Source organism: Nonomuraea sp. NPDC049607 (assembly GCF_040675375.1).
In the GTDB taxonomy this organism is placed as follows: domain Bacteria; phylum Actinomycetota; class Actinomycetes; order Streptosporangiales; family Streptosporangiaceae; genus Nonomuraea.
Window position 1 is genome coordinate 12909 of the sequence record NZ_JBFAOV010000056.1, and the last position, 26417, is coordinate 39325.

Consider the following 26417-nt stretch of genomic DNA (forward strand, 5'->3'; position numbering starts at 1 on the left):
CGGCGCGTCAGCCCAGGAACGACGAGGCGACGACGCCGACGAACGTGACCGTGAGAAGGCCCAGCGCCAGCCGCCTGACCGGCTTCTCCTTCTCCATCAGCCAGTCGATCAGCCACATCGGCTCAGGGATCTCCACCAGGTCCTTCGACGGTGGCACGATCGCGACCAGCGCGAAACCCGGCCAGGTGAAGCCGATCGCGTAGGCCAGTCCCGCCCACCACGGCACCAGCCCGAGCAGGGTGACGCCGAGCGCCGCCCAGGTGAGCGAGGTGACCCTGAACGTGGTCAGGACCAGACCGGTGTCCAGCCCCCACAGGAGCGCTCCCCTGGCCGGGCCGAACCGGTAGAAATGCTGCTGCGGAGTCTGGCGCCGCCACATGGGCGTGCGCAGCCCGAACAGCCCGGAGTCGATGACCAGGCAGGCGAGCATCACCGTGGCCGCGGCGAGCTTGGCGCCCGTCCCCGGCACTGAGCCGAACAGGCCGGAACCGAGCAGGTGCACGAGCCCGTACGCGAGCAGCGCGGAGATGCTGAAACCGAGCATGAGCATGAGGATCGGCCGGTACATGGGCTTCTCCCCGGGAACTCTCCCCTGAACCAGGGGGCGGAGATATCCGACGAAGGAAAGGCCTCAAAAGCTGAACAACTGCGCGAAGCCCGCGCTCGCGATGAGCAGGACCAGCGCGAAGGTCAGCCAGGTGTCAAAGGACACGACATCCTCCATCCGGAGTGGCCGGCCGAGGCCATGACGCCCGGCCGGCCACCCGGTCGCTGTCAGCAGCCGTTGGCGTTGACGGTCCAGCCGGCCGAGCAGATGAACGGACCCGAACCGCAGTCCGCGCCCTTGGTGCACTCACCACAGGCGTACTTGCGCTGGTACGGCGCCGAGCCGCTGCAGCACTGCCACACCTTCATGCTGTAACCGGACGGGCAGACGTACTGCCCGCTGCTGTTGGTCTTGCAGAACGTGTTGGGGAGGGCGAGGTTGCAGCAGCGCCAGTTCGCCGCAGCCGCCGGCTTGGTCATCACGGTGGCGCCCGCGACCGCGCCGATCGCCGCGACACCGACCCTGCCCATCCAGCCGAGGAATCCGCGCCGGTTTCCATCGGGTCCGTCCGACATTTTGTGGAGGTGATCCATGTTGGCCTCTCTGGCCGTGGGGTGAAATCGGATCAGTGCCGTACGGAGGGCTTGCCGGCCAGGTTGTGCTTGTAGGGGACAGGGGCGGCGGCGTACATCTGCCTGACCGTCGGCACCGTGTGGGCCCGTGTCAGCTTCCCTTCGGTGACGTGGAGTGCGGCGGGTGTGATGTCGAGCCCGATGCTGCCGACGATGCTCTCGTCCTCGTCGAGGATGACGCGCTCGCCGTACAGCCCGAACTCGGCGATGAACTCGTTGCCGTCGCCGGACACCGGGACGACCACGACCCACATCGAAGGCGGCACCGCTCCCCCACGCAGCGCTGATGCCAGGTTGTGGCAGGTCTCGCACTTGTTGGACAGGAACAGCACCATGGCCCGCTCGGCCTCGTCGAGGGCCGCCGGCAGGCCGAAGCGGCTCGGCGGGGCACCCTCCAGGGTTCCCAGCTCCACCGGGGTGGGCTTGTCCTCCATGTCGAGGTAGGCCCGGATCTGCTTGACCTGTTGGAAGAGTTCCACCTGCGCGCCGATCTGGACGAACAGCACCACGGCCAGCAGGCAGATCACGATGAGCAGCACCGTCGTCATGCGGCGTGCACCTCCGCTTCGGGTTCGGTAGGGTCGGGAAGCACCATCCGGTCCTCCCGCAGCGGGCGCAACAGGCGTAGTTCGGCCCTCAGTTTCCAGGCGACCATGGCCAGCAGCGCCACGGCCAGGCCGAGCAGTCCCTCCTGCGCGGTCCAGGTCGGCGGGTTCACCTCGGCCAGCACGGCAAGCGCCGACCACAGCGGCAGGTACAGCACCTGGCGCCAGCCGAGCACCGCGCCGCCGTTCCCGAAACAACCGCATTTGATCTTCTCGCCGCGGCTCAGCGCGCGGATCCCGGCTCCGGCGAACGCCAGCGCCAGCAGCACGATGAGCGCCCGGGGCCACAAAGCGGACGGCGCCACCGCCAGGCCGATCACGGCCAGCATCTCGGCGGCGATCACCGCGGTCGCGGCCTGCCGTCCCAGAGCCGCCGGACCGAGTTGTGCGATGGTCCGGCCGAGTTCGCGGTGGGTTATGGTCTTTGACAGTGTCGCTATCAGGAAAACCACGATAAGTACGACCTGAGCAGCGGCTCCGGTCGCAACTGCCGCATTCAGATTCATCCGTCGCTCCCGTCAGGGTCGGATGAACGAAAAGTATGGTACTGCCCCAAAATGATCAACTCTTGACAAGATCGATTTCGCGGGATAGCCGAGGACGGCGCCCGATCGGTCGCGCTGCGGGCGAACACCGAACCGGAGTGTGCTTCGCCGGTAAAGGTGTCGGAAATGGGGAGTGGCGTTTTTCTGTGAGTTGTGCTGCCTCTCGCCGGTTCGTGCGATTCCCTTTACCCTCTGCTGGTGTCGATCCCGGCGACCAGAGGAAGGAACGCATCATGACGACCACGGAAGAGTCGGAGCTCGTCGAGGTCCCGTTCTGGTTCGACCCGCTGTGCCCCTGGGCGTGGGTCACCTCACGCTGGCTGCTGGAGGTCGAGCGGGTCCGGCCGGTGCACGCCGACTGGCGGCTCATGTCGCTGGCCCACCTGAACCTCGTCCAGCGCAAGGGCGAGGGGCTGAGCGACGATTACCGGAACCAGATGGAGAAGGCCTGGGGGCCGGTACGGGTCTGCGCGGCCGCCGCCGAGCACGCCGGCCGCGGAGTCCTCGGCCCGTTGTACACCGCCATCGGCACCCGCTTCCACAACCAAAGACGTCGCGACGACCCCACGGTCATCACCGAGGCCCTCACGGAGGTCGGCCTGCCCGACGAGCTGGTCAAGGCCGCCACCGGCGAGGAGTTCGACCAGCTCATCAGGGACTCCCACGACGAGGCCTTCAACGAGGTGGGGCTCGACGTCGGGACCCCCGTTCTCCGCATCAGCGGCACGGCCCTGTTCGGCCCGGTGCTCAGGCAGGCCCCCCGCGGCGAGGCAGCCGGCCGGCTCTGGGACGGCCTGGTCCTGGTCGCCGGAACCGAAGGCTTCTTCGAGCTCAAGCGAAGCCGCGACCGGAGCGTCAGACCGTCCTTCGACTGAGCGGACACCGCCTGGGCCGGGACGGCGAACGAGGCCACACGTTCCATGCCGTCGAGAAGCCCTGCCGGATGGGCGACGTCGTCCTGCTCAGCAGGAAAGCGGCTGAAGAAGGGCAAGACCTGGTGGAAGGACTCCCACCAGCTTCACCTCTGGCACACCGAGCTGCTCGGCACAGGGTGCGGAGCACGTTCACCTTCCCCGACGTCCTCGACGAACTGGCGGGCAGGACACTCTCCGTCGACACCCGCTACCACGGGTGGGGCGAGAAGGTGTCGATCAAGGCCCCGGACGCCCGCAAGACGACCACCGAGCTGTGTATCGAGGGCCTGCGCAACTGGCGCCTGCCGGGCTGACGGTCCCGGCTCGCGTCAGGTGTCGTGGAAGCTGAGGTGGCGGCTGAGCAGATCGGTCACCGGGGGGAAGGTGGCCAGGCGCAGGGGCAGGTCGCGCAGGAGGAGTTCGAGGCGGTTCCGGGGTGCATGCACACCCGTGTTGGCCCGGCCCTTGCGCTGCCGTTCGGTCACCTCCTGCCGCAGGCCGGTCTGCCACGCGCGCAGGGCCGCGGGGACGTCGTCCGGGCGGCGTTCGAGTTCGGCGCCGAGCAGGTCGGCGCCGCCCACGGCGAGCGAGGAGCCGTAGCCGGCGAACAGCGACAGGCACCAGGCGGCGTCGCCGAGCAGGACGACGCGGCCGCGGCTCCACCGGTCCATGACGATCTGGCTGACGCTGTCGAAGTAGACGTCCTCCTCGCGCAGGTCCGCGAGCAGGTCGGGGACGGTCCACCCGAAGCCCGGGTACGCCTGCCGGAGCGCCCGGCGCGGCCCCTTGGCCAGTTCGGCGCCGGGGTCGGCGGTGCCGTAGGTGAAGAAGGCGGCATTCCGGCCGGGTCCGAGGTCGGCGACGGTGAACGTGCGGCCGACGGCGGTGATCGTGCTGAAGGCCCGTTCCGGCATGCCGTCGGGCAGCCTGTCCAGGGTGAAGGCGGCCACCACGTGGTTCAGGTCGCGGCGGAAGTGCTCCTCGGGGCCGAAGACCAGGTCGCGTACGGACGAATGCAGCCCGTCGGCCCCGACGAGCAGGTCCGCCCGCTCCGACGAACCGTCGCCGAACGTGACGTCCACTCCCCCGGCGTCCTGCCTCACGCCCGCGACCGTGGCGCCGAACCGGATCTCGGCCTGGTCGCGCACCGCCTCGTACAGGACGGCCTCGATGTCCCCGCGCAGCAGCGCCAGGCCGCCGTCCCCGAGCAGCCGCCCTACGGTCGGGCGCGGGACGGTGAAGCGGGGCCGCCCGTCGGCCCTGAGATAGGCGAGGTCGAACCCGCCGACGTGGCGCGCCTGGAGCGCGGGCAGGACGCCCATGCGTCCGGCGGCGGCGGCGCCGACGCCGGAGAAGACGACCGCGTAGCCGCCCTTCCTGCGTGCCGGGGCGCGTTCGACGACCAGGGGTCGCCAGCCCGCCTGACGCAGCCGCAACGCCGCGGCGAGCCCCGCGATGCCCGCACCGACGACGATCACCCGTCTCGCGGTCCTGCCGCCGCGCGCTCCTGCGAACTCTTCCTTCGTCATGCTCCTCCTCAGAATGAACACTCGCTCATACAGTATGAGCGAGTGTTCATTCTGGCAAGGCGGTAAGGTTCGGAATCATGTCCCCACGCGGTGTGACCATCCCCCAGGTACGGCAGCAGCTCTTCGACGCCGCCGAACAGGTCCTGCTGCGCGAGGGGCCCTCAGGGCTCACGGGCAGGGCGATCACCCGCGAGGCCGGCGTGGCCACCGGCCTGCTCCACAACCACTTCGGCGACCTCGACGCCTTCCTGGCCGCGCTCTTCGTCGACCGGGCGCGGGCGGCGACGGACAGCATGGGCGACCTGCCCGCACGGGCGGGCACCGCGACCGTCGTGGACAACCTGATGGCGGCGATCGAGACGCTGCTCACCGGCAACCTCATGGCGCTCGCGGGCCTGGTGCTGGCCAGGCCGTCGCTGGTGACCCGGCTGGGCGAGGCGCTCGACGACGGCACCCTGGAACTGGACGCGGCCGAACGCCTGTTCACCGCCTACCTGGACGCCGAACGACGACTCGGCCGCCTCACCTCCGACGCCGACACCGCCTCACTGGCCCTGGCCCTGGTCGGCGCGGTGCACCAGCTCCTCCTGACGCGCGGTCCGCACGCCCCCGACCTGCGCGAACGCCTGCGCCGCCTGGCCACCACACTGATCGACCACTGACGCCGGGCGGCGCCGGGAGCTCCCCGGGAGGCGGGCGTGGTGGCCAGGCCGGACCCGGCTTCCTAGCACCACCAGGCGGTCAGGTAGGAGACGGCGCCTGCCTTGGGGCGAGCGCCGGCCCGCATGCAGACGCTGGAGCTGGAGCTGGTCAGCAGCCCGTAGCCGTAATTCACGCCGCCGCTGAGCGTCCGCAGGTCGCACTGCCGCCAGTTGGCTCCGCCGTCGATCGAGTAGTCGACCCAGACGACGTCGCCGTCCTTGGAGTTCACGATGCGCCCCCACACGTACTCGAGGCCGCTGATGGTGCCCGATCGCAGCTCCAGGGTCTGGCTGTTCGGCATGGTCTTCTGCTTGCGGGTCACGGTGTTCGTGGCGTTGACCGGGTTGCGCATGGCCGGGCACGAGGCCGGCGGGGCCGCCGCCGTGGCCAGAGCGGTGCCGGTGGTGACCGTGGCGGCCATCACCACCATGGCCGCCGAGAGTAGGGCCGTCTTGAGAGCGGTTCCTGCGACGTTCATCGAGCGTGTCCCTTCGGTCGGGAATGTCTGCTACGACGATGGTCGGGCCGCCGCCCGTGCGGCCGGTAAGGGTTTCGACCGTGGTCGAAAGCCCGCGGTGGCGGCGATGCCGCTCGGTTCGGCTTCGCTCAGTTCGGCCCGGAGAGGGTGCCGTTCAGCAGGGCCAGGCCGAGCGGCGTCGGCAGGTGCAGCACCGACCCGCCTTGCCGGCGGGAGATGACCAGACCGCTGTCCCGCAGGATCGCCACATGATGGCTGGCGGTCGCGGCCGAGATGGCCAGCTTCCTGGCCAGGTGCGTGGTCGTGCAGCCCTGGCCGACCTCCTCCAGGACGGCCGCGCGCGTCACGCCCAGCAGCGCGCCCAGCGTGCCGGCCCGCTGCGGGGCGCCCGCGGCCCGCCGTCCCCACAGCGCCAAGGCGTGGGCGGGATCCCGCAGGGCGGGATAGAACAGCACCGGCGCGTCGTCGGGGCGGAAGCTGTCGTAGCTGAACAGGGGCAGCCGGCAGAACACCGAGGGGATCAGCACCAGCCCCCGCCCGTTCAGGTGCACGTCGAGCGTGCGTGAGGTGAACCGGGTGGTCACGTCCAGGGTCATGTCCCGCCAGAGCAGGTCGGGGTGGAGCGTCGACAGCAGCCACTCGGCGCCGCCCCGCGCCATGACGCCCGCGCGGGCGGTGACCTCCGCCTCCAGGTGCGCGCGCAGCGGATCACGGTACGGGCCGAGCAGGGCGGTGTGCGTCTCCCGTACGGCCGCCGCGAAGTGCCCGCGCGTCTCGGCGTCGTCAGGCAGGAGCCGGGACCAGGACGGCAGGTCGCCGTACTGCCCCCAGCTGTCGAGCTCCGCGCGCACCGGGGCGGCGCCCACGCCGAGGAGGCGGTCCAGTCCCTCCTCCACGTGCGCCCCCGCCCCCGCGAGGGTGTACACGTCGAGCGGATGAACGCCTTGGGCCAGCCCGCCCAGCAGGCGTAGGGACTCGCGGACCACCACGCTCCGCCGCCACGGCTCGAACAGCGCCCCGGGCCGCCGCCTGGCCATGACGTTGAGCGCGAACCAGGACTCCATGACGGGGCCGGGCGACGCCTCGAACCGTAACCGGGCCAGATCCTCACCCGTGAAGTGAAAACGCCACATACTCCACCTGCCGTCCAGAGCAAACGTCCACGAGCAGTATCGGCGTGCCCGACCGCCTCGACCACCCCGGGCGGGCCTCGATCGGGCTCGCCCGCCGATGGCGCACGCCGCGGCGACTCGATGCCGAAGACGCACCGGACAGGGTGTGTTATCGGATCGCAATCAACCTTGCGCGGCGATGAGTGGTCCAACCCCGCGTGAAGATCCTTTGTGGGGCGCTCGCCGCCCTTTCGGCACTCGTGGCCGTCCCGGGTACCGCCCGCGCGGCCGTTCCGGCGGGCGCGGCGTCCGCCCCCATCCGGTACGCCGCCGCCTCCGACTGCGACAAGGGCCGGCTTGACGCCGCCTGGTGTGGTCCCTGGTGGTACCGGACGACCGACGGCAGGCGCCACCCGCTCAAGGAGGCGGGCCGGTGGGAGGACGCGGTCGCCGTCAGCGGTGACGGCCGCCGCCTGGCCTACATCAGGGCCAAGGACGCCCGGCTCGTCGTCCGCGACCTCGACGGCCGGACGCGCGTGTCCAAGGCCAGGGCGTGGCCGTCGAAGTCGGAACTCGAACTCACCCGGGTGACGATGTCGTACGACGGCTCCCTGGTGGCGGTGGACTGCTGCTGGTCCGGCTACACCGACCATCCCGCCCGGGTGTACGACGCCGCCACCGCCGCCCTGCTGGCCAAGGTGCCGGGGATGTCGGTGCATGACGACGCCTTGAGCTTCAGCGGCGACGGCGATCAGATCCTCGTCCGGAAGGACGACGGCAGGGCCGGCAGGCTCAGCGTCCACGACCTGAAGGGCAGGCGGACCGCCAGTGTGGTGCCACCTCGGCTCGTCGGGGTCAACGCCGCCACCGCCGCGCTGCACGCCGACGGGCGCACGGTGGCCGTCTACATCGCCGGCCGCAAACCCCGCATCGCCCTGTACGACCTGGCGACCGGGCTGGTCACCGCCACGTTCCCGGTGCCGGCGTCGGGTCAGAAGGTGGAGAGGGTCCCGGCGGAGGACAGGGTCACGGAGGCCGACACGGACGTCAGGCTCGACTGGACCGGCGACTCCACGCTGCGGATGGTCAGGAAGGTCGGGTTCAAACGGGTGCGGGTGAAGGTCTACGGCATCGACGCCGGCACCGGATCGGTCGTCCTCGAACGCTCCTACGCCATCGCCGGCACGACCTCTGAGGCCCTCAGCGGATTGTGACACCGACGAGGCGCTCGTCCCCGACAACTTTTCGAAGGAGAACCGTGTCCTTTCCCGAACTTCCCCAGCCGGAGCCCGGTCAGGTGTTGTTGCTCTGCACACACGCCGAGGGCGGCACGCAAGGGCGGGGCGGGCCGCTCGACGAGATCGGCGGTCGCCGGGAAGGCGACGTGCTCGTCCTCGGCGACGGGGTGCGGCTGCGACCGGTCGAGGACGGCAGGTGGCACTGCCTGCGCGGCGGAGACGTCCCGGCACTTGTCCACCCCGGCGGCGGCCCGGTCGCCGTCCTGGCGGACCTTCCGGCCGCGTACGGGGGCGGGCTGTTGCTGGTGGATCTGGCGGCGACACCCGGGCGCGGCGTCCGGGTTCCGCCGGCCCGGCTCGGCGAGATCCTGGCAGCCCTGCTGGACGGCACACTCGCCTTCGACCACCTGGTACGCGACATGGACGTGTACGGCACATACCAGGGAGACGGCGGCCGGCCGGCCTTCCCCACGCCGACCGCGCCACCGCACCGGCCCTTGCCCGCACTGCCGTCCGGGCAGCTGCTGGTCCGCACCTGTTTCGACGACGAGGAAGGCTGGCGCGCCCTGCTCGACGAACTGGGCGGGGCCGACGAGGACGGCTGGGTCGGCGCGGACCTGGACCCGGACGACATCGACGTGGACCACTACCCGCTGACGGCGTCGGTCGTCGACGACCGGGCCTTCGAGGGACTCCTGCCCGGTCAGGTCCCGGCGCTGGTCCCGCCGGGCGAGGAGAACCCCAGGCTGGCCGTCCTCGCCGACGCCCGGACCTTCGCCGAGCCCGGCCGGCCGCTGACCGTCGTCGACCTGTACGACTGCCCGGGGCGGATCGCCGTCCTTCCCTGCCGCGTGGTCGGGTCGATGGCGTGCAACCTGGAGATCGCCAACATGGACTTCCACGAGTTCGTCGCCGTGGAGGGCACGCGGCCGTGGTGGCAGGGCCTCTGAAGAGGCGCCACGATCACCTCCCGTCAGACGTCGTCACCGGAGAGCCGCACGCGTCAACTGGAGGGCAGGGGGTCCTGGCCGAGAAAGCGGGCGCCGTTGGCGGCGGAGACGCGGACCGCGGCGAACCCGGAGGCGATCATGTCCCGCTCGTAGGAGCGCAACGCCGGCATGAGCGGGCCGCCGTGGGCGAGTGCCGCGCTGAGCGCCGCCGCGTCGCGCAGGGCGAGGTTGGCCCCGGCCCCGGCCGCCGGGCTCATGGCATGGACGGCGTCGCCGAGCAGCGTGACGCGGCTGGTCCGCCACGGTGGGATCGGGACGCTGGTGCGCAACTCCAGGGGGAAGACCTCGTGCCACTGGGCGATCATCCGCCGGACGAGCGGGTGCCAGCCGTCCGTCATGTCCATGACCAGGGACCTGAGCTGCTCCTGCGTCATCAGGTGCAGGCCGGACGGGAGGTCTTCGGCGCGGGCGCCGAAGGAGCAGGTGGCGTAGTCGCGGGTGGGCGCGACGCCCACCGTACGATGGCCCGGACCGCTGATCGCGGTGAACACGTTGTCCATGCCCTCGGCCCGCTCGGCCGGGATCTTGCCGTAGAGCTGGACGAGCCCGGTGCCGACGACGCGGGCATGCGGCAGGTACCGGCGGCGAACCGCGGAGTTGATGCCGTCCGCGCCGACCAGGACGTCGCCCGCGACGGCGGCGCCGTCGTCGAAGCACGCCGTCACCTGGTCGGCCGCGACCCGGAAGCCGGTCAGCCGCTTGCCGTACGTGACCGTCTCCGCCACGTCGGCCAGCAGGGCGTCGCGCAGCGTCCGACGGTCGATCGACAGGTGGCGTCCGCCGTGTTCGACGATGTCCAACTCCTCAAGCGTCGGATCGAAGCGGACGAAGCGGGGCGAGGGCGTATGGGCGGTGGCAAGGAAGGCCGCCCACCGTTCCGGGACCATCACGCTGGTCAGCGCGTCGATGCCCACGTCACTGAGGTGCAGGCGGTAGCCCTGGCGACGGACGAGCGGCGACCGGTCGCGCTCGTAGACGGCCACGTCGATCCCGGCCCTGCGCAGCCCGCAGGCCAGGGCCAGCCCGCCGAGGCCGGCCCCGGCCACGATCACCTTCATCGCCGGTCACCGCCGAAGTCGGCGGCGTGCTCGGCGGCCCACACCGACAGCGGTGTGGCGGGCGTCCCCGTGATGTCGGGCACCGTGGAGGTGACCTCCGGAGGCGGCGCGGCGGCCATCTTGGTGCAGCCGTCGAGCAGCTCGCCGACGAAGCCGTCGGGGAAGCCGGGATCGGCCAGCAGCCGGGCGCGCTCCTGCTCCGGCGTCAGCTCCTGCCAGCGCAGCGGGCGGCCGATGGCCTCGCCGATCAGCCGCACCTGCTCGGCCTGGGTCAGCACCTCAGGCCCGGTGAGGGTGTGGCGGCGTCCTTCGTGCCCGGGTCCGGTCAGCGCGTGTACGGCCACCGCCGCGATGTCGTCCTCGTGGATCGGCGTCACCGCCAGCGAGCCGAAGGCCCCGCGGACGACGTCGCCCGCCCTGATCTGCGCGCTCCACCACAGGGTGTTGGCCATGAAGGTGCTGGGGCTCAGCACCGTCCACCCCATGCCGGACCGCTCGATCAGCCGCTCGACGGTGGCGTGCCAGCGGGCGACCGGGTTGGGCTGCTCCTCGGGCGCGACTGCGGGCAGGGTGCCGCCACCGGTCATGAAGACGACACGGCGGACGCGGCGCCTGAGCGCGTCGACGAGGGGACGGGCGCGTTCGGCCGAGTGGAAGGGCCACATGAGGAACGCGGCGTCGACGTCGTCGAGGGCGCCGGGCGCGTCCAGATCCGGAGTGATCACCTCGACGCCTCGGGGCAGCTTCGCCGCCTCAGGGGTGCGGCTCGTGGCTCGTACGGCGGCGCCGCTCCAGGCCAGCCGCTCGGCCACCCTCCTGCCCACGTTGCCGGTCGCGCCGAAAACCAGGTAAGTGCTCATGCACCCCACCATCCCGTCACCTCGGCGGCCACGCCCCCCAAGTGCCACCCTCTGGCGATAACCAGCAGGCCATACTGTGAACATGGCGATAACCAGCGCGCTGGACGCGATGGACCACGCTCTCGTGCACGCGCTCCAGATCGACGGCCGCGCCTCCTTCCGCACGCTCGCCGGCGCACTCGACGTCTCCGAGCACACCGTCGCCCGCCGCTACCGGAAGCTGCGCGCGCACGGCGTCCTGCGGGTGGTCGGCCTTCTCAACGGCCCGCGCTTCGGCCGCACCTCCTGGTCGGTGCGCCTGGTGTGCACGCCCGACGCGGCGGGCCAGGTGGCCGAGGCCATCGCCCGGCGCGACGACACCGTCTGGGTGCGCCTGCTGTCCGGCGGCACCGAGATCGCCTGCGGCGTCCAGTCGGCCGACCAGGACGGCGACGCCCTGCTGCTGAAGAAGCTGCCGCGTACCCCGCGCATCGTGACCATGTCCGCGCACGCGACCCTGCACCTGTTCGCCGGATGGCGCAGCCGGGTCGCGGTGCTCACCGACGAGCAGGTCGAGCGCATCCGGCCCGCGCTGCCGTACGAGAAGGAGGTGTCGCTGAGCGCGCAGGACCACGCCCTGGTGCGCGTGCTGGCCCAGGACGGGCGGGCCGGGTACGGCGAACTGGCGGCGGCCACCGGATGGTCGCCCACGACCGTGCGGCGTCGCCTCGGCGAACTGCGATCCGGCGACGCGCTCCGGTTCGACGTCGAAATCCCCTCCCAGGCCCTGGGCTACCACGCCGAGGCCTGGCTGTGGATGAAGGTCGAGCCGTCGGCCCTGGCCTCGGTCGGCCGAGCCATGGCCGCCCACCCCGAGGCCGACGTGGTGGCGGCCACCACCGGCCCCACCAACCTCATGGCCGGGGTGACCTGCCGTGACACGCAGGACCTCTACCGCTACCTCACCGAGCGGGTGGCGCCGCTCCACGGCGTGCGCGAGCTGGAGACCGCGCCGGTGATCCGCACGCTCAAGCGAGTGGGCACCCTCCTGCCCTGACTCGCCTCACTTGAGGAAAGTCCTCGAAGTGGTCCGGGGAGAACGGGCGATTTCCCCATTCAGCGGAATCTGCCCCGACGTCGATCACCAGCAGGTGCGACATCTGCGCCCCGTGGTCCGACCGCTCCTCCAGTTGCCCCCGAGTGGCACGCGCTATGACGGGGACGAGGCCGCGCACCGGTTGGCGAGCCCGTCCAGGAGGCAGTCGAGGCCGAAGGCGAAGCGCCGCTCGCTCTCGCGTTCGACGTCGATCTCCCCCGTGGCGGCCATCCGGCCGGCCAGCGTCGGGTGGCGTTCGGCGACCTGGCGCAGGTACTCGGCCGCCTGCTCCGCCCAGCCGGACCCGGTCCCGCCCATGCGGGCCAGCGTGTCACGCCAGGCGACCTCCGCGATGACCGCGCCGACCACGTGGTCGTTGACGGCGGCCATGGCGGCGTCGAGGTCGGGGCCGGCGAACCCGGCGCGCTCCAGCAGGCGCAGCCCGGCCTCGGCCAGGGTGAGCGCGTTGGGGCCGAGGTTGGGCCTGACGGTCAGCTCGGACAGGGCCCACCGGTGGCGCAGCAGCATGGCCCGGTTGCTGCGGGCCAGCGCCGCCAGGCCGTCACGCCAGCCGGACGTGCCGGCGCCGGCGCGCACCTCGGCCAGCACGCGGTCGAGGGCCAGCTCCAGCAGGTCGTCCTTGGTGTGGACGTACCAGTACAACGACCCGGCGGTCACCCCCAGCTCGGTGGCGACGCGGCGCATCGACAGGCCGCGATGACCCTCGGCGTCGAGGACGGCGACCGCCACGTCGACGATCCGCTCGCGGGTGAGCTGGCGGTCGCGCGGCGGCCGCTCGGGACGCAGCCACACGGACCCGCCGGAGGACTCTGACGACGGCACGTGATCACCCTACCCGCCTTGACGTCGCCTTCCGATCTCTTATACAACGTTCAAGAGTATTAAACGCTGTTCAAGGAGGAGTCGGATGTCCGTCCCCACCCCGCTGTTCCGCGCGAACGGCCCGCTGCCGGGCGACGTGCACGTGACCACGCTCGGCCCCGAGTCCGTGCCGCCGGTGGTCTTCGTGCACGGCTCCACCAGCTGGGGCGACGACCCGGTGTACGGGTTCGCGGCGCAACGCCCGCTGGCCGGCCGCTTCCGCCTGCTCCTGATGGACCGCCGGGGCTGCGGCGGCAGCCCGGACGCCGGGCACAGGTTCCCCGGCGACTACCTGGCCGACGCCGACGACGTCGCCGAACTCCTCGGCGCCGGCGCACACCTGGTCGGCCACTCCTACGGCGCCGTCGGAGCCATGATCGCGGCGGCGCGCAGGCCGGAGGCGGTGCGCTCGCTCACCCTCATCGAGCCGGGCTCCTACCAGGCCGCCGCCGACCACCCCGCCGTGGCCGAGGCGCTGCGCGCCAACCGCGCCGCCTACGCCGCCCTTCCCGACCTGACGCCCGAGGAATGGCTGCACGCCGCCGCCGAATCGGCCGGCATGCCGGAACCGGGGACAGGCGATCGGCGGTTGCGCGCGGCCGCCACGGCGCTGCGCGAACGCGTCTGCTGGGAGGCGGGCCTCCCACTGCCGGCGCTGCGGGCGGCGACCTTCCCCAAACTGGTCGTCTCGGGCACCTGGGAGGACGCCCCCGGACCGTACCGGGAGCGCGGCGGCGTCCCCCTCATGGCCTGCGCACGGGTCACGGCCGAGCGGATCGGCGCCCGGCACGAACAGGTGCCGGGCAGCGCCCACTACCCGCACGTCGAAGCGCCGGAACGACTGAACACGCTGCTCACCGCCCTCTGGTCCGACGCCTGAACGGCCACCCACGGTGAACCGCCCGGCAGGCGATCGCGCGATCAAGAACACTCGCGCGACACAATGGATCATGGGACGAAAGCCCCCGCGGCGCTCACCACTCTCGCGAACGGCACCCCGCCCGTCCGCCCGCGTCACCAGAGCCCTGGCAGCTCGACCGCGGCGAGGACGCCGCACCCGTCTCACCTCCGTCCAACATCGCGTTATGGACCACCCCCAAGCAGCAACAGCCCGACGGGTGGAACTACATCGTCCGGAACTCCAACACGGCGCCCGCGACGATCTACGCTCGATGGAACCCCGCCGACGAGAACCAGAAGACACTCACCTACGAGTTGCCTGTCGGACCCTGCACCGAAGTGGCCTTCACCATCGGCGGCAAAGGCGGTGGGAGTATCCAGATCGCGGCACAGAATCCCGCCGGCCCGGAATTGTGGCAACTCGCCGGCGCACCTCTCAAGATCGATGACATCACCTCGGACAACGTCTCCGGCTGCATGCTGGACGGGGACAGCGTCAGAAGAGACGTCAACGCCTGCGTATGACCGCCCGCGTCACTCGGGCGGAGGCTCGCAACCGTGCAGGACGGACGCGATCGTGTCGTCCAGTCCGTCCTGGGCGGGGTCGGGCGGGATGAAGCCGCTCACGGTCAGGCCGGCGTAGCCGTGCAGGGCGGCGAAGACCGGCAGGGCGACCCGTTCGCGTCGGCCCTGCCGTACCTCGCCCCGCTGCCGCCCGTCGCCGATCACCTTCAGCAGGTGCTCGGCCCGGCCACGGCCTCCAGGCGCTCGGCGAACGACTCTCCGGCCCCGTGCGGGAAGGCTGCGACGCCTCGCCGCTGAACACGTCACCACCAGCCGACATCAACGACCAGTGCCGTCAGCCCGGATGAGGCGTTCGTGGAGATCATGACGCCGACCCGAGTCGGTCCGCCCCGATACGAGAGGCCAGAGCCATCTGTTGATCGAATCAAGAGTTGACGATATAAAGAGAACGTGTTTGAAGAGACACCCGAAGACACGTTCTTCCGGGAGCTCGGAGGCGCATGCACCGAGCTGCGGCAGGCGTTCGCCCGGCACATCGGCATGAGCCCCCACCGAGTGCAACTACTCGTTCGGCTACGACGTGACGGCGAAACCAGCCACAGCGACCTGCGCCACACACTGGCCATCGACGGCGCGAGCGTTACTCGGCTGGTCAAGGAATTCGAGACCGAAGGGCTGGTCACCCGCCGCTTGGCCCCGGCCGACAACCGCTACACCCTGACCGCGCTGACCGCCGCGGGCGAGCGGGTCGCAGCTGACCTGGAGCGATCGCACCAGGTGTATCAGGAACGGTTGCTCGACGGCATCACCCCAGAACAGCAGGAAATCATGCTGGACGTCCTCCACCGCATCCGAGCGAACATGGTCGATCAGGAGAGCCAATGACAGACGATGTACGGGCCGCCGCCCAACGCATGTACGCCGCATTCAACGCCAACGACCATGCCGCCGCGGCAGAGATCTTCACCCCGGACTTCCACAGCCACCCCCTGGGCACCACCGGGCCGGAGAGCGTCACCCTGGCATGGCAACGCCTCCATGAGGCGTTCCCCGAAGCCCAGGTCGTCGTCGAGGACATGATCGTCGAAGGTGACACCGCCGCCGTCCGCACCAGCGTGCACGGCATACCCGGCCAGGAGTCACCGACCATGCTGGAAATCTTCAGGGTGCACGACGGGCGCATCGCAGAACTGTGGGGCCTGTCCTCCCTGCAGCGCACCTGACGTCCCGGCCGGAGATACGCGAGAGGGGCGCCCACCTCCCCGCCCGGGGAACGCGGATGATCGTGCCCTGCTGGGCGTGGTGCAGGTCGCGGCGCAGCGCGTGCAGGCTCCCACCTTCCAGAAGTCAGGCCAGCAAGGACGCCTTGCGCAGCAACACCGCGCGTTCGCGCTGATTGGCGCACAACCCCGCCGCCAACTCCAGCTCAGCACGCGCCTCCACCCGCCGCCCGAGCCGAGCCAGCAACTCACCGCGGACGGTCGGGACCAGATGCGAACCCGGGAGCCGATCGGCGGCGACCAACTCGTCCACGATGGCCAAGGCTTCAGCCGGCCCCGAGGCCATCGCCACGGCCACGGCCCGGTTCAGCTCCACCACCGCAGAAGGCGCGACCCGGCCGAGTGCCTCATAAAGCACCACGATCCTCTCCCAATCGGTCGCCCCGACAGACGCCGCCGACGCATGCACCGCGGCGATCGCAGCCTGCAGACCATACGGACCCAAACCGCGAGGCGACGCCTTCGCCAGCGCCGCCAACCCACGGCGAACCGCCGAAAAATCCCACAACCGCCGATCCTGATCCTCAAGCAGAACCGGCCACCCATCAGGGCCGGTCCGGGCAGGAAAACGCGCCGCCGTCAACTCGAACAACGCCAGCAGACCATGCACCTCAGGCTCGTCCGGCTGCAACACCGCCAGCGTCCGGGCCAACCGGATCGCCTCGTAAGCCAGATCAGGCCGCAACAACCGATCACCCGACGTGGCCGTCGACCCCTCAGTGAAAATCACGTACAGGACACTGAGCACACCACCCAGCCGCTCCCGCCGCTCAACAGCAGGCGGCAACTCGAACGGCACCCCCGCCGCCGCGATCGTCTTCTTACCCCGCGTGATACGAGCCTGCACAGTCGGCACAGGCACCAGGAACGCACGAGCGATCTCCTCACTGGACAAACCGCCCACCACACGCAAGGTCAGCGCCACCCGAGCCTCACGAGAAAGCACCGGATGGCAACTGATGAACATCAACGCCAGCACATCATCATCGATCCCCTCAGGATCGACCTCCTCATCGACCACCCAATCGACCGACCCGGCCGCCAGCAACCCCAACCGGTCCTGCAACGCGGCCCGACGGCGGATCACGTCGATCGCCCGCCGCCGGGCCGTGGCCATCAACCAGCCCGCCGGACTCGCCGGAAAGGCAAGCGGCCACGACACCAACGCCTCGGCCACCGCCTCCTGAGCCGCATCCTCGGCCAACCCGAAATCACCGGTGAACCGAGCCAGCGCGGCAACGATCCGCGCCGACTCGATCCGCCAGACAGCCTCGACCCCAGCCGCACCCGGCAACCCGCCCCGACGCGCGACCCCATCCCCGTCGATCAAGCGCCGACCTGCGGGACCTCGTCACTCCCAGGCACCCGCCGAACCTCGACCTTGGCCCCCCGAGCCGCCGGCACCCGCCTGGCCCACTCCACCGCCTCCTGCTTCGAAGCCACATCGAGCAGGAAGAACCCCCCGAACAGCTCCTTGGTCTCGCCGTACGGCCCATCCGTGACCACCGGCGCCTCACCACCGAAGTCGACCACGACCCCCTGAGCCGGATCGTCCAGCCCCTCCGCCCCCAGGAGAACACCGGCCTTGGCCATCTCCTCGATGAACTGGCGGGTCGTGACCATCATCTCGTCGATGTCGGCCATCATGGCCGCGTTCGACTCATCGGTCCCCCGCATGATCAGCAGATACTTCGCCATGGCACACTCCTCGTCCGGCGGGACCGCCTCTCGGCCCTCACACCCACTGGTCGAACGAGCAGCCCCCAGATCAACGCGGCCCGCAGAAAACTTTCCCATCATCGCACCGCCCAGGACGCTGTGATGTCCATCACTCTTCCCCCCAAGGCGAGAACCCTGCCACGAACTCCGGGAGACAGCAGGGTGACCGACCGACCCTAAGGAGGGCCGTTGACCATTGAGACGGCCGAGATCGACGACGCCGAACTGATCAGACGATCCGTCGGCGAACCCGAACAGTTCGCCACACTGTTCGACCGATACGCCCGCCAGATCCACCTGTACGCCGCACGGCGCATCGGCACCCAAGCCGCCGACGACATCGTGGCCGAGACCTTCCTGGCCGCCTTCCGGCGACGCGACTCGTACGACACCTCGCACCCCCTGGCACGCCCCTGGCTGTACGGCATCGCCACCACCCTCGTCGCCAGACACCGGCGACAAGAAGAGCGAATGCTGCGCGCACTCGCACGCACCGGCGTCGATCCCCTGCCCGAACCCATCGCCGACGCCGTCGTACGCCGAGTCGCCGCACGGGACAAAGAACGCGAACTCGCGGGAGCCCTGGCATCGCTGTCACGCGGCGACCGCGACGTGCTGCTCCTGGTGGCATGGGAGGGCCTCACCTACGAGGAAGTGGCCCGCGCACTCGACATCCCACCAGGAACCGTGCGGTCACGACTGCACCGAGCCAGAAAAAAGGCACGCACCGCACTGGGAGACGAGGAGCAGCAATGAGCACGATCAAAGACTTCCGACGAAACACCCCGCCGATGACGGCACAGACAGAACGCACCGCCCGAGCCCGCCTACTGGCCGCGACCCGTGCACCCGAACCTCACCATGAACCCCGACGCACCCCACGACTCGGCCGACGACTGGTCCTCGCAGGCACACTGGCCGTCGCAATCGGCGCCGGCGTGATGGTGACCAACGACCACCCCCGCGTGACACCAGTGGCGAGCGTACGCGAACTGGGCGAACAAGCCGCTCAAGCCGCCTACGACGACCGCGGACAAACACCCAACCCCGGCCAATGGCTGTACATCAAAGAACTCCAGGCCCCGCAATCCGCGAACGGCGGCTACGGCGTCGACCTGTCCAGACGCGAAGTACGGGAAGAATGGAACAGCGTGGACGGCCTGCAGACCGCGTCCCTGTTCCCCAACGGCAAGCTGCTGGTACAAGGCAACCACCCAGGACTGAGCGCCGACGAACTGGCCCGCCAACCAGTCACCCCCGAAGGGCTACTCACGAAAATCCGCCAGAAACTAGCGGACATGCACATGACATGGACGGGACCCGACTCACCACCATCAATGGACGAACGGCTCTTCCAGGCCATCTACCAGATCATGGGCACCCAGGCACTACCACCGGAAGTACGCGCGGCGCTGTTTCGCGGGCTCACCACCATCCCCGGAGTGACCGTCAACCAGGACGCCGTCGACGCCGACGGCAGGCACGGGGTCGCGTTCAGCTACACCGGCGGATGGACCCGCTACGACCTCATCCTGGATCCCGTCGACTTCCGCTTTCTCGGCACCTACGGAGTAACCGTGCAGGACCGGACGACGGACTACACCGACGGCCCCAACTACGAGGTCAAGGCCGGCACGCCGCTCACCCTGACAGCCCTCTTGGAGACCAAGGTGGTGAACGGCCCCGGCCAGAAATGAGCGCACATCGCAGCCCCTTGCACCGCCGATTGTCGAGGGGTACGGGCGTAGCCCGTTTCTTGTTGGGGAAAGGTGAAAAATCAACCGCCCACCGCCTTTACATTGTAGATTTTTAACGGGGCGGGTCAACCTCCGGGGTGCTGTCGCCGGTTCATGGGCCGGCGGAGGCTACCGCGGGAAGTGGACGACAGTTCGTACCTGGGGTTGACGACCGCAGCTCCCCCGCCCGTCTAGCATCCGGCTCTGGTGATCGCGTTCACGCCTCTCGGAGGGACACGTGTGATGGGCCGGTGGCTGGTACGAATCGTCCTGGCGGTGCTCCTGACCGTCGCGCCGCTCACGGGTCTCACGGGGCCCGCCGCCCAGGCGGCGGCCGGCGGTTCAGTGGCGGGAGCGGCCGCGGCGGCTGATCCGCCCGGTCCGGGCAGGTATTTCGGGACGCGGGTGCGCGTGGCGAGCAACGTGGCCATCGCCGCCGGCGCCACCCTCACCGTGACCGTCGCCGGGGTCGGCGGCGTGCCTGCGAGCGGCGTGTCCGCGGTCGCGCTCAACGTGGCGGCCAAGGGCGCGACGGCCCTCGGCGCGGTGCACGTCTTCCCCGCCGACCTGGCCGCCGACCCGAACGCCACCGGCGCGCGCTACCGTTCGGGCGTCTGGGAGGACGAGCTCCTCATCGTCAAGACCAGCCCGGACGGCAAGCTCAAGCTCAGGAACACCGGCGCGGGAGCCGTCAACGTCTACGCCGACGTGCACGGCTACTTCCTGGCCCAGGCGGGCACGGCCGGAGCCGGATACGTCCCGGTCGACACCGCCCGCGTCATCGCCAACCAGAGCGTCGCGGCCAACGCCACCGCGTCCTTCCCGGTGACGGGCCTGGGCGGGATCCCGGCCGGGGCCGCGTACGTGGCCTTCAACCTGGTGATCAAGAGCACCGGCAGCGGCAAGACGATCGTCTACCCGTCGGGCACCACGGCGCCGACCGGGTCGAACATGGACTACCGGCCGTCGGCGTTCATGTCCAACCTCGTCATCGTCGCCCCCGGCGCGGACGGCAAGATCACGATCAGCAACCAGGGCGCGGCGGCCCTCACGGTGTACGCCGACGTGACCGGCTACTTCGCCGCGGGCACGGGCGCGGCGATGCTGCCGCTGACCCCCGCGCGCCTGGCCAATTCGGTCAGCGTGGCCGCCGGGGCGACCTACACCGTGACCCCGGTCGGCGCCGCCGGCATCCCGGCCGCCGGGGTGAGCGGCGTCGCCGCCCAGGTCACCGCCAAAAGCACGGTGGCCGGGCTGCTGCGGATCCACCCCTCCGGTCAGAGCTCGGTGCCCGGCGGCGGTTCGGTGGCCTTCCAGGCCAACGACGAGTGGGCCGACGCCGTGCCCGTCCGGCTCGGCCAGGACGGCAAGTTCGTGGTGAAGAACACCGGCACGGCGGCGATCACCCTGTCGGTGGACGTGTTCGGCTACTTCCTGACCAGGCCCCAGGCGCCGGTCACGGTCACCGCCACGCCCGGTGACGGCTCGGCCGCCGTCGCCTGGAAACAACCGGCGGGCGGCGCGGCGGTGACGTCGTACACGGTGACCGCCCTGCCCGGCGGGGCGACCGCGACGGTCGCGGGCGGCCAGCTCAAGGCCACGGTGACGGGCCTGGACAACGACACCGAGTACGCCTTCCGCGTCACGGCGACCGGCGCGGCGGGCGCGGGCCCCGACTCGGCCTCGTCGGCGCCCGTGACGCCGCACGTCCCGAAGGAACCGGGGCGGCCGTTCGTCTCCGCGGCCCGGCCGCGCGACGGCGCGGCACTGGTCACCTGGACGCCGCCGGACAGCGGCGCCGAGACCGTCACGAAATACCTGGTCAAGACCGAGCCGGGAGGCGCCGTCACCGAAGTCCAGGGCGACGCGAACGAGACGATCGTCACCGGGCTCACCAACGGCACGGCCTACACCTTCACCGTCTCGGCCGTGAACGCCGCCGGCACCGGCCGGCCGTCGTGGCCCTCGACCGCGGTGACGCCCGCGCCGGCCGAGCCGCCGTTCGCACCGCCGAACCTCACCGCCGTCCCGCGCGCCGGGCAGATCGTCGTGAGCTGGGCCGCGCCTCCCGACGGCGGATCCCCGATCACCGGCTACACGGTGACGGCCGATCCGGGCGGCGCGGCCGTCGAGGCCGGGGCCGACGCGACCACGGCCACGCTGAGCGGCCTGACCAACGGCACGGCGTACACGGTGTCCGTCGTGGCCCGCAACAAGGCGGGCGCGGGCGAGCCGGGCAAGGCCGACCCGGTCACGCCCGCCGCGACCGTGCCGCCGGCGGCCCCGGCCGGCGTGCGGGCGGGCGTCACGGCGGACGGGGCGGTGACGGTCGAGTGGGACGCGCCGGCCGACCCCGGCAGCGCCGCGATCACCGGCTACAAGGTCACCGCCGCGCCGGGCGGCGCGACCGCCACGGTGACGGCCACCACGGCCGTGATCAGCGGGCTCGCCACGACGACCCCGTACACCTTCACCGTGGTGGCGACCAGCGCGGCGGGCACCGGGCCCGCAAGCCCGGCGACCGAGCCGGTCACGCCGAAGCTCACGGTGCGCTCGCAGCCGGTCGCGTTGTCGGCGGCGGCGATCGCCGCGATGACCGGCCTGCACGCCGACGGCACGCTCACCTTCGAGAACCCGCCCGCCCAGGTCACGGCCCTGCAGCCGGGCACCCTGGTGACGCTGCCGCCGTCGGCGTCGGCGCCCAACGGGCTGCTCGGCCGGGTGCTGCGGACGTACTGGCGCGACGGGCTGTTCGTGGTCATGACGAAGGACGCGTCGCTGGCCGAGGCGTACGACGCGGCCGACTTCGCGATGGAGGGCGGCATCGACGGCGGCGCCTCCTTCGTCCCGTCGATGGCGGGCGTGAAGGCGAGGGCGGCGGGCGGCCCGTCGGTGGGCTGGCGCAAGGACCGGCTGGTCCTGGAGCTGGGCTTCAGCTACGACGCGGGCGGCCACAACGTCTCGAAGGTGGAGGGATGGGTGGAGCTGTACCCGCGCTACAAACTGTCCGGCTCCACCGGTGACGTCAAGTTCACCCAAACCCTGAAGATCGCCTCCGAGCTGCGGGTCAAGCAGGGCATCAGCAAGGACGTCCTGGACAAGAGGTTCGTCCTCGGCCATGCCAACGGCCCCTGCAAGATCATCAAGATCGGGTACGTCATCGTGCCCGTCTGCCTGCGCTTCGAGGCCGCCATCACGATCAAGAGCACGATCTCGGTCGGGCTCACCTACTCCGTCCACTACGAGAAGGTCTTCGGCGTCACCTGCAAGTCCTCCCGCTCGGCCGCCTCGTGCGACCCCGTCAACACCGGCACCGGGCTGAGCTGGGCGAAGGACGTCGGCGTCTACGAAGACCTCGAAGCCACCATCGCCTTCCCCTTCGACGTGCAGTTCCTGTTCTTCCGGCTGACCGGGCCCGCCGTGGTCATCACCCCGTACGTGCAGCTCAAGGCCGACACGACGCAGGACCCCTGCTGGGAGATCCGCGGCGGAGCCGCGCTCGGCATCGCCTACAGCGTCACGCCGCTCAACAAGGATCTCGTGCGCTACAGCAACGACACGCTCCTCCCGCTGTTCTGGTGGACCATCGCGATGGGCGGGCCGTTTCGGGGGTTCACCGTCAACCCGTCGATGGCGCGCGCCGCCCCCAACCAGAACGTCTCCTTCTCCCTGTCCCCCGCCCCGGGCTCGACGGTGCAGTGGAGTGTGCCCGAAGGGCCGGGCAGCGTCGACTCCTCCGGCACCTACGTCTCCGCCCAGGAGGGCGAGGCCGTCGTGGACGCCTACGCGCCGCCCCAAGGCTCCGACCCGCCGCGCCGGGGCAGGGCGGCCGTCATCGTCGGAACCCGGTACGGCACGCCCAGCACCCCCACGCTGAACGGCTGGACCCACCCCGGGGTCAAGGACATCTCGGTGAGCTGGCAGCCGCCCGCCAACCCCGGCGGCAGCCCGATCACCGACTACGTCATCACCGCCACCCCGACCGACAAGGCGACCCCCTTCCTCAACGCCCTGTTCACCAGGACGGTCTACGCCCCCGGCGACGCCACCCACCAGCTCATCCAGGACCTCGTCCCGGGCACCCCGTACGTCGTCACCGTGGCCGCGCGCAACAGCTCGGCCGGGATCGGCCCGTTCGCCCAGCCCATGACGGTGACGCCGGTCGACCTGGTCTTCGGGCCGCCCTCGCGCGGCGGCTACGACCTGGCCGTGGCCAGCTACACCTCCCCCGACCGGCCCGGCGTGCTGTTCCGGGGGCTGCCCGACACCACCGGTGACGCCGGCAGGCTCGGCGGCACCGCCTCCGGCGACCTGCGTTACGTCTTCTTCGTCACCCAGGCCCGCAGCAACCTCGCCCCCGCCGAGGTGCGCAAACCGGCCGACTACTCCCTCTACCACTTACGCAAGGACACCAGAACCGGCCAGATCGACGTCGTCTCACGCGGCCTCGACGGTCGTACGCCGATCGCGGGCTCGTGGGCCGGCAACTACCGCGTCAGCAACGACGGCAACGTCATCGCCTTCGCCTACGCCGAGGGCAAGGTGCTGGTGCACAACATCAGCGCGGGAACCACCTGGGCCGCTGACGACGGCGCGCGGCTCGTGGACGTCAGCGACGACGGCCGGACCGTCCTGTACTACAAGTCCATCCCGGGCCACGCCTTCGAGTACAACCTGTGGCGGCAGGTCCAGGGCTCGGCGCCGGTGCAACTCGACGCGGGCTGCACCACCGGCGCCGACGCCGAGGTGTGCGTGTCCCACTTCGGCAGCATGTCGGGCGACGGGAACAAGGTCGTCTTCGACACCTGGGACTCCGAGCACTGGTACCGCTCGTGGCTGTCCGTCGGAGGGGGAACGCCGACGCAGCTGTTCCCCGCCGACGGCGTCGTGCTCGACCCCGTCATCTCCCGCGACGGCAGCACCCTGGCCGTGGAGTACACGCCCATCCCCAGCGGCCAGGAGGGCCTGGCGGTCGTGCCGATCACTGCCGCGCACGTCACGACGGCCAACATCGTGGTCCCGCACGACTCCACGAAGCAGCTCTCCGGCAACTCCCTCGCCCTCAGCCCGAACGGGAAATGGCTCGCCTTCCAGTGGTTCGACGGCGCGGGCGTGCCCTCCTCGCTGCGCGTCGCGAACGTCGGCCAGAAGGACGTCTACTCGGCGGCCCAGACAGCGCAGAGCACCCCCAAGACCGCCATGGTCACGGACGGCGGCGTGCTCGTCTACACCCTCGGCGAGCTCAGCCTGTCCTTCGGCATCCCCGGCGTGTACGCCGAATGGGTCGTCCCGTCCATCTTCCGCTGGCCTCCGGGCATCTACCCCTGACCGGCGACCCCGGAGGGGCCTCAGGATATTCCCGGGGCCCCTCCCCCACACAACACGCCCAGGACGGCGCACAGCCCGGATCAGGTGCGGGGGGATGTTCACGAGTTCCGGGCGCGGACGAGCCGCCGGACCGGTTCCTGGCGGATCGGACGGGTCAGCCTTCGAGGAGTGTGGCGATGCCTTCGGCGCCGCCTTGGTCCAGCCAGCTCGGGAAGTCCAGCAGGTCCGGGTGGCGGTGGCGCAGGGCGGGGATGTCGGCGCGCCATAGTCCGCGTTGGGCGGTGAAGGCCCGAGTGGCGTCCTTGCTCAGGTTCAGCTCCTCGCCGTCGACCTGCTGGTAGGTGATCTGGCGCCCGAGATGCCGGCTGATCAGGCGCACGGTGGCCTCGGGGGTCACTTCGTCGCCCGCCAGCTCCAGGGCCTGGCCGAGATAGGCAGTGGGGTCGGCGAAGGCGAGGGCGGCAAAGGCGCCGATGTCGCTCACGGCGACGAGTTGCACGGGCACATCGGGGGCGAACAGGTGGCGCAGGACTCCGTCGGCGGAGATGCCGCCCAGCGCAAGCCCGGGGATGGTGTGGTTCTCCATGAAGCGCACCGGTCGCAGGATGGTGGCCGGCAGTCCGAGAGCGGCGATGTGCTGCTCGATGGCCCACTTGCTCTCCCAGTAGGAGATGCCGGTGCCTCGCTCGGCACCGCCGACGGAGGCGAAGACCAGGTGGGCGACGCCGGCCGCAGCCGCACTCTCCGCCAGGTGACGGCCGCGCCGGATCTCGCGTTCGCTGTCCGGGTCGTCGGGGGTGACGGCGAAGACGCCGTAGGCGTCGGCCATGGCCGCCTTGAGACTGCCGGGATCGTCCAGGTCACCCATCAGCAGCTCGGCGCCCGTTGCGGCCAGTTCGCGGGCGGCCGTGGCGCCGGGATCCCGGACCAGAACGCGGACCGGCCAGCCGTCGGCCAGCAGGCGTGCGGCGGTGGCTCCGCCCTGTCGGCCTGTGGCGCCGGTGACCAGGACAGGCTTGCCGGCCCTGCTCGCGGCGGTGGTGGAGAGCGGATGCTCCACGGGTGTGGTCATGTGCGGGACCTCCGGAAACGGTAAAGTTGAGACTGTCCCGAGAAAATATCGAGACAGTCTCAACTTTGCAAGCGAGGGTTACTCATGAACGCCGACACACCGCCACCCCGCCGTCGCATGCGGGCCGACGCACACCGCAACTACGAGCGGCTGCTGACCGAGGCGGCGGCCGCGTTCGCCGAGCACGGCGCGGACTTCTCCCTGGAGGCGATCGCGCGCCGGGCCGGGGTGGCCAACGGCACGCTCTACGGCCACTTCCCCACCCGCCGGGCCCTGCTGGAGGCGCTGATGGGTGATCGGATGCAGGCCCTGGCCGCGACCGGCGCCGAACTGCTCACCGCGCGTTCCCCCTTCGACGGCCTGGCCACCTGGGCCCGGGCGGCAATGGTGCACACGACGATCTACCGAGGGCTCGGCGCCACGCTCATGCAGGCCGTCGAGGATGAAACCTCCGAACTGCACGCGGCGTGCACAGCGGTGCTCGCCGCCGGAGAGGAGTTGCTGGCCCGGGCGCGGACGGCCGGTGAAGTACGGCCGGATGTCACCGCCCCGGACCTGTACGCGCTGGTCAACGCGGCGGCATGGGCGGGCGAGCAGACCTCCCCGCCCCAGGGAGAGCGGCTGCTGACCTTCGGACTGGAGGGATTCCGGGCCTCGGCCCCCGATCGCG

28 protein-coding genes are annotated in these 26417 nt (G+C 70.8%); 14 read left to right on the plus strand and 14 right to left on the minus strand.

Features of this window, described 5'->3' with window-relative positions; all coding sequences use genetic code 11:
• Nucleotides 1-7: 7 nt before the first annotated feature.
• The 4 genes from AB0J97_RS48210 to AB0J97_RS48225 all read right to left on the minus strand — a co-directional run bounded on the left by AB0J97_RS48210 (nucleotide 8) and on the right by AB0J97_RS48225 (nucleotide 2290).
• Nucleotides 8-568, minus strand: a complete 561-nt coding sequence (locus tag AB0J97_RS48210; protein WP_357703957.1) for a hypothetical protein — start codon at nucleotides 566-568, stop codon at nucleotides 8-10.
• Between the two features lie 206 nt (nucleotides 569-774).
• Nucleotides 775-1077 carry a hypothetical protein gene (locus AB0J97_RS48215; protein WP_357703959.1) on the minus strand — a complete coding sequence of 101 codons (303 nt, stop codon included), beginning with the start codon at nucleotides 1075-1077 and terminating at the stop codon, nucleotides 775-777.
• A 95-nt stretch (nucleotides 1078-1172) separates the two neighbouring features.
• Nucleotides 1173-1727 (minus strand): hypothetical protein, encoded by a 555-nt coding sequence (locus AB0J97_RS48220; RefSeq protein WP_357703961.1) that lies wholly within the window; start codon nucleotides 1725-1727, stop codon nucleotides 1173-1175.
• Nucleotides 1724-2290: a MauE/DoxX family redox-associated membrane protein gene (locus AB0J97_RS48225; RefSeq protein WP_357703963.1), complete on the minus strand. Its 567-nt coding sequence runs from the start codon at nucleotides 2288-2290 to the stop codon at nucleotides 1724-1726. The genes AB0J97_RS48220 and AB0J97_RS48225 overlap by 4 nt, the downstream gene beginning before the upstream one ends.
• 272 nt (nucleotides 2291-2562) lie before the next feature.
• Between AB0J97_RS48225 and AB0J97_RS48230 the strand changes: the two genes are divergently transcribed.
• Together AB0J97_RS48230 and AB0J97_RS48235 are read left to right on the plus strand one after the other, a co-directional pair.
• Nucleotides 2563-3204 (plus strand): DsbA family protein, encoded by a 642-nt coding sequence (locus tag AB0J97_RS48230; protein WP_364103136.1) that lies wholly within the window; start codon nucleotides 2563-2565, stop codon nucleotides 3202-3204.
• Between the two features lie 176 nt (nucleotides 3205-3380).
• Nucleotides 3381-3557, plus strand: coding sequence for a hypothetical protein (locus AB0J97_RS48235; protein ID WP_364103139.1), 177 nt, complete (start codon nucleotides 3381-3383; stop codon nucleotides 3555-3557).
• A 15-nt stretch (nucleotides 3558-3572) separates the two neighbouring features.
• Here AB0J97_RS48235 and AB0J97_RS48240 read toward each other — a convergent pair whose 3' ends face one another.
• Nucleotides 3573-4772, minus strand: a complete 1200-nt coding sequence (locus AB0J97_RS48240) for an FAD-dependent oxidoreductase (protein WP_364103141.1) — start codon at nucleotides 4770-4772, stop codon at nucleotides 3573-3575.
• A 77-nt stretch (nucleotides 4773-4849) separates the two neighbouring features.
• Here AB0J97_RS48240 and AB0J97_RS48245 point away from each other — a divergent pair, with 77 nt between their 5' ends.
• Nucleotides 4850-5434, plus strand: coding sequence for a TetR family transcriptional regulator (locus AB0J97_RS48245; RefSeq protein WP_364103144.1), 585 nt, complete (start codon nucleotides 4850-4852; stop codon nucleotides 5432-5434).
• A gap of 62 nt (nucleotides 5435-5496) precedes the next feature.
• Here AB0J97_RS48245 and AB0J97_RS48250 read toward each other — a convergent pair whose 3' ends face one another.
• Both AB0J97_RS48250 and AB0J97_RS48255 read right to left on the minus strand, forming a co-directional pair.
• Nucleotides 5497-5952 carry a hypothetical protein gene (locus AB0J97_RS48250; protein ID WP_364103147.1) on the minus strand — a complete coding sequence of 152 codons (456 nt, stop codon included), beginning with the start codon at nucleotides 5950-5952 and terminating at the stop codon, nucleotides 5497-5499.
• A gap of 128 nt (nucleotides 5953-6080) precedes the next feature.
• Nucleotides 6081-7085, minus strand: coding sequence for a helix-turn-helix domain-containing protein (locus AB0J97_RS48255; RefSeq protein WP_364103150.1), 1005 nt, complete (start codon nucleotides 7083-7085; stop codon nucleotides 6081-6083).
• A gap of 197 nt (nucleotides 7086-7282) precedes the next feature.
• Between AB0J97_RS48255 and AB0J97_RS48260 the strand changes: the two genes are divergently transcribed.
• Together AB0J97_RS48260 and AB0J97_RS48265 are read left to right on the plus strand one after the other, a co-directional pair.
• Nucleotides 7283-8278, plus strand: coding sequence for a hypothetical protein (locus tag AB0J97_RS48260; protein WP_364103153.1), 996 nt, complete (start codon nucleotides 7283-7285; stop codon nucleotides 8276-8278).
• Between the two features lie 44 nt (nucleotides 8279-8322).
• Nucleotides 8323-9252, plus strand: a complete 930-nt coding sequence (locus tag AB0J97_RS48265; RefSeq protein ID WP_364103156.1) for a hypothetical protein — start codon at nucleotides 8323-8325, stop codon at nucleotides 9250-9252.
• A gap of 53 nt (nucleotides 9253-9305) precedes the next feature.
• On the opposite strand, the gene AB0J97_RS48270 is transcribed toward AB0J97_RS48265, so the two are convergent.
• A complete protein-coding gene (locus AB0J97_RS48270) occupies nucleotides 9306-10370 on the minus strand; it encodes an FAD-dependent monooxygenase (protein WP_364103159.1) in 1065 nt (354 codons plus the stop codon).
• Nucleotides 10367-11230, minus strand: a complete 864-nt coding sequence (locus AB0J97_RS48275) for an NAD(P)H-binding protein (RefSeq protein ID WP_364103162.1) — start codon at nucleotides 11228-11230, stop codon at nucleotides 10367-10369. The genes AB0J97_RS48270 and AB0J97_RS48275 overlap by 4 nt, the downstream gene beginning before the upstream one ends.
• A gap of 82 nt (nucleotides 11231-11312) precedes the next feature.
• Here AB0J97_RS48275 and AB0J97_RS48280 point away from each other — a divergent pair, with 82 nt between their 5' ends.
• Nucleotides 11313-12266, plus strand: a complete 954-nt coding sequence (locus tag AB0J97_RS48280; protein WP_364103165.1) for an Lrp/AsnC family transcriptional regulator — start codon at nucleotides 11313-11315, stop codon at nucleotides 12264-12266.
• 153 nt (nucleotides 12267-12419) lie between these two features.
• Here the strand turns inward: AB0J97_RS48280 and AB0J97_RS48285 are convergent, their stop codons facing one another.
• The gene (locus AB0J97_RS48285; RefSeq protein WP_364103168.1) at nucleotides 12420-13148 is read right to left on the minus strand and encodes a TetR/AcrR family transcriptional regulator; all 729 of its coding nucleotides are present in this window, start codon (nucleotides 13146-13148) and stop codon (nucleotides 12420-12422) included.
• A gap of 85 nt (nucleotides 13149-13233) precedes the next feature.
• On the opposite strand from AB0J97_RS48285, the gene AB0J97_RS48290 reads away from it, so the two are divergent.
• Together AB0J97_RS48290 and AB0J97_RS48295 are read left to right on the plus strand one after the other, a co-directional pair.
• Entirely contained in the window at nucleotides 13234-14067 is an 834-nt protein-coding gene (locus tag AB0J97_RS48290) for an alpha/beta hydrolase (RefSeq protein ID WP_364103171.1), read from the plus strand.
• Nucleotides 14068-14426: 359 nt separating this feature from the next.
• Complete coding sequence (locus tag AB0J97_RS48295) at nucleotides 14427-14612, plus strand: hypothetical protein (RefSeq protein WP_364103174.1); 186 nt, start codon at nucleotides 14427-14429, stop codon at nucleotides 14610-14612.
• A 9-nt stretch (nucleotides 14613-14621) separates the two neighbouring features.
• On the opposite strand, the gene AB0J97_RS48300 is transcribed toward AB0J97_RS48295, so the two are convergent.
• Nucleotides 14622-14816 (minus strand): hypothetical protein, encoded by a 195-nt coding sequence (locus AB0J97_RS48300; RefSeq protein ID WP_364103177.1) that lies wholly within the window; start codon nucleotides 14814-14816, stop codon nucleotides 14622-14624.
• Nucleotides 14817-15062: 246 nt separating this feature from the next.
• On the opposite strand from AB0J97_RS48300, the gene AB0J97_RS48305 reads away from it, so the two are divergent.
• Nucleotides 15063-15497, plus strand: a complete 435-nt coding sequence (locus AB0J97_RS48305; protein WP_364103180.1) for a MarR family winged helix-turn-helix transcriptional regulator — start codon at nucleotides 15063-15065, stop codon at nucleotides 15495-15497.
• A complete protein-coding gene (locus tag AB0J97_RS48310) occupies nucleotides 15494-15835 on the plus strand; it encodes a nuclear transport factor 2 family protein (protein ID WP_357703995.1) in 342 nt (113 codons plus the stop codon). The genes AB0J97_RS48305 and AB0J97_RS48310 overlap by 4 nt, the downstream gene beginning before the upstream one ends.
• Before the next feature lie 124 nt (nucleotides 15836-15959).
• Here AB0J97_RS48310 and AB0J97_RS48315 read toward each other — a convergent pair whose 3' ends face one another.
• Both AB0J97_RS48315 and AB0J97_RS48320 read right to left on the minus strand, forming a co-directional pair.
• Nucleotides 15960-17222, minus strand: a complete 1263-nt coding sequence (locus AB0J97_RS48315) for a DUF6596 domain-containing protein (protein WP_364103184.1) — start codon at nucleotides 17220-17222, stop codon at nucleotides 15960-15962.
• Nucleotides 17219-17590: a YciI family protein gene (locus tag AB0J97_RS48320; protein WP_364103187.1), complete on the minus strand. Its 372-nt coding sequence runs from the start codon at nucleotides 17588-17590 to the stop codon at nucleotides 17219-17221. Before AB0J97_RS48320 ends, AB0J97_RS48315 begins: the two co-directional genes overlap by 4 nt.
• Nucleotides 17591-17800: 210 nt before the next feature.
• Here AB0J97_RS48320 and AB0J97_RS48325 point away from each other — a divergent pair, with 210 nt between their 5' ends.
• The 3 genes from AB0J97_RS48325 to AB0J97_RS48335 all read left to right on the plus strand — a co-directional run bounded on the left by AB0J97_RS48325 (nucleotide 17801) and on the right by AB0J97_RS48335 (nucleotide 24675).
• Nucleotides 17801-18367, plus strand: coding sequence for an RNA polymerase sigma factor (locus AB0J97_RS48325; protein ID WP_364103190.1), 567 nt, complete (start codon nucleotides 17801-17803; stop codon nucleotides 18365-18367).
• Nucleotides 18364-19308 (plus strand): CU044_5270 family protein, encoded by a 945-nt coding sequence (locus tag AB0J97_RS48330; protein ID WP_364103193.1) that lies wholly within the window; start codon nucleotides 18364-18366, stop codon nucleotides 19306-19308. The genes AB0J97_RS48325 and AB0J97_RS48330 overlap by 4 nt, the downstream gene beginning before the upstream one ends.
• A 282-nt stretch (nucleotides 19309-19590) precedes the next feature.
• The gene (locus AB0J97_RS48335; protein ID WP_364103196.1) at nucleotides 19591-24675 is read left to right on the plus strand and encodes a fibronectin type III domain-containing protein; all 5085 of its coding nucleotides are present in this window, start codon (nucleotides 19591-19593) and stop codon (nucleotides 24673-24675) included.
• Between the two features lie 154 nt (nucleotides 24676-24829).
• Here the strand turns inward: AB0J97_RS48335 and AB0J97_RS48340 are convergent, their stop codons facing one another.
• Nucleotides 24830-25747, minus strand: coding sequence for an NmrA/HSCARG family protein (locus AB0J97_RS48340; RefSeq protein WP_364103199.1), 918 nt, complete (start codon nucleotides 25745-25747; stop codon nucleotides 24830-24832).
• Nucleotides 25748-25831: 84 nt separating this feature from the next.
• Here AB0J97_RS48340 and AB0J97_RS48345 point away from each other — a divergent pair.
• Nucleotides 25832-26417, plus strand: a 586-nt coding sequence (locus AB0J97_RS48345) for a helix-turn-helix domain-containing protein (RefSeq protein WP_364103202.1), incomplete at its 3' end; no start/stop codon positions are given.

Bases quoted from the DNA above. Each gene is read 5' to 3' on its own strand.
- AB0J97_RS48225 (WP_357703963.1), bottom strand. From the start codon at position 2,290: ATGAATCTGAATGCGGCAGTTGCGACCGGAGCCGCTGCTCAGGTCGTA.
- AB0J97_RS48220 (WP_357703961.1), bottom strand. From the start codon at position 1,727: ATGACGACGGTGCTGCTCATCGTGATCTGCCTGCTGGCCGTGGTGCTG.
- AB0J97_RS48245 (WP_364103144.1), top strand. From the start codon at position 4,850: ATGTCCCCACGCGGTGTGACCATCCCCCAGGTACGGCAGCAGCTCTTC.
- AB0J97_RS48240 (WP_364103141.1), bottom strand. From the start codon at position 4,772: ATGACGAAGGAAGAGTTCGCAGGAGCGCGCGGCGGCAGGACCGCGAGA.
- AB0J97_RS48275 (WP_364103162.1), bottom strand. From the start codon at position 11,230: ATGAGCACTTACCTGGTTTTCGGCGCGACCGGCAACGTGGGCAGGAGG.
- AB0J97_RS48255 (WP_364103150.1), bottom strand. From the start codon at position 7,085: ATGTGGCGTTTTCACTTCACGGGTGAGGATCTGGCCCGGTTACGGTTC.
- AB0J97_RS48280 (WP_364103165.1), top strand. From the start codon at position 11,313: ATGGCGATAACCAGCGCGCTGGACGCGATGGACCACGCTCTCGTGCAC.
- AB0J97_RS48215 (WP_357703959.1), bottom strand. From the start codon at position 1,077: ATGGGCAGGGTCGGTGTCGCGGCGATCGGCGCGGTCGCGGGCGCCACC.
- AB0J97_RS48270 (WP_364103159.1), bottom strand. From the start codon at position 10,370: ATGAAGGTGATCGTGGCCGGGGCCGGCCTCGGCGGGCTGGCCCTGGCC.
- AB0J97_RS48320 (WP_364103187.1), bottom strand. From the start codon at position 17,590: ATGGCGAAGTATCTGCTGATCATGCGGGGGACCGATGAGTCGAACGCG.
- AB0J97_RS48340 (WP_364103199.1), bottom strand. From the start codon at position 25,747: ATGACCACACCCGTGGAGCATCCGCTCTCCACCACCGCCGCGAGCAGG.
- AB0J97_RS48250 (WP_364103147.1), bottom strand. From the start codon at position 5,952: ATGAACGTCGCAGGAACCGCTCTCAAGACGGCCCTACTCTCGGCGGCC.
- AB0J97_RS48210 (WP_357703957.1), bottom strand. From the start codon at position 568: ATGTACCGGCCGATCCTCATGCTCATGCTCGGTTTCAGCATCTCCGCG.
- AB0J97_RS48330 (WP_364103193.1), top strand. From the start codon at position 18,364: ATGAGCACGATCAAAGACTTCCGACGAAACACCCCGCCGATGACGGCA.
- AB0J97_RS48290 (WP_364103171.1), top strand. From the start codon at position 13,234: ATGTCCGTCCCCACCCCGCTGTTCCGCGCGAACGGCCCGCTGCCGGGC.
- AB0J97_RS48230 (WP_364103136.1), top strand. From the start codon at position 2,563: ATGACGACCACGGAAGAGTCGGAGCTCGTCGAGGTCCCGTTCTGGTTC.
- AB0J97_RS48310 (WP_357703995.1), top strand. From the start codon at position 15,494: ATGACAGACGATGTACGGGCCGCCGCCCAACGCATGTACGCCGCATTC.
- AB0J97_RS48335 (WP_364103196.1), top strand. From the start codon at position 19,591: ATGGGCCGGTGGCTGGTACGAATCGTCCTGGCGGTGCTCCTGACCGTC.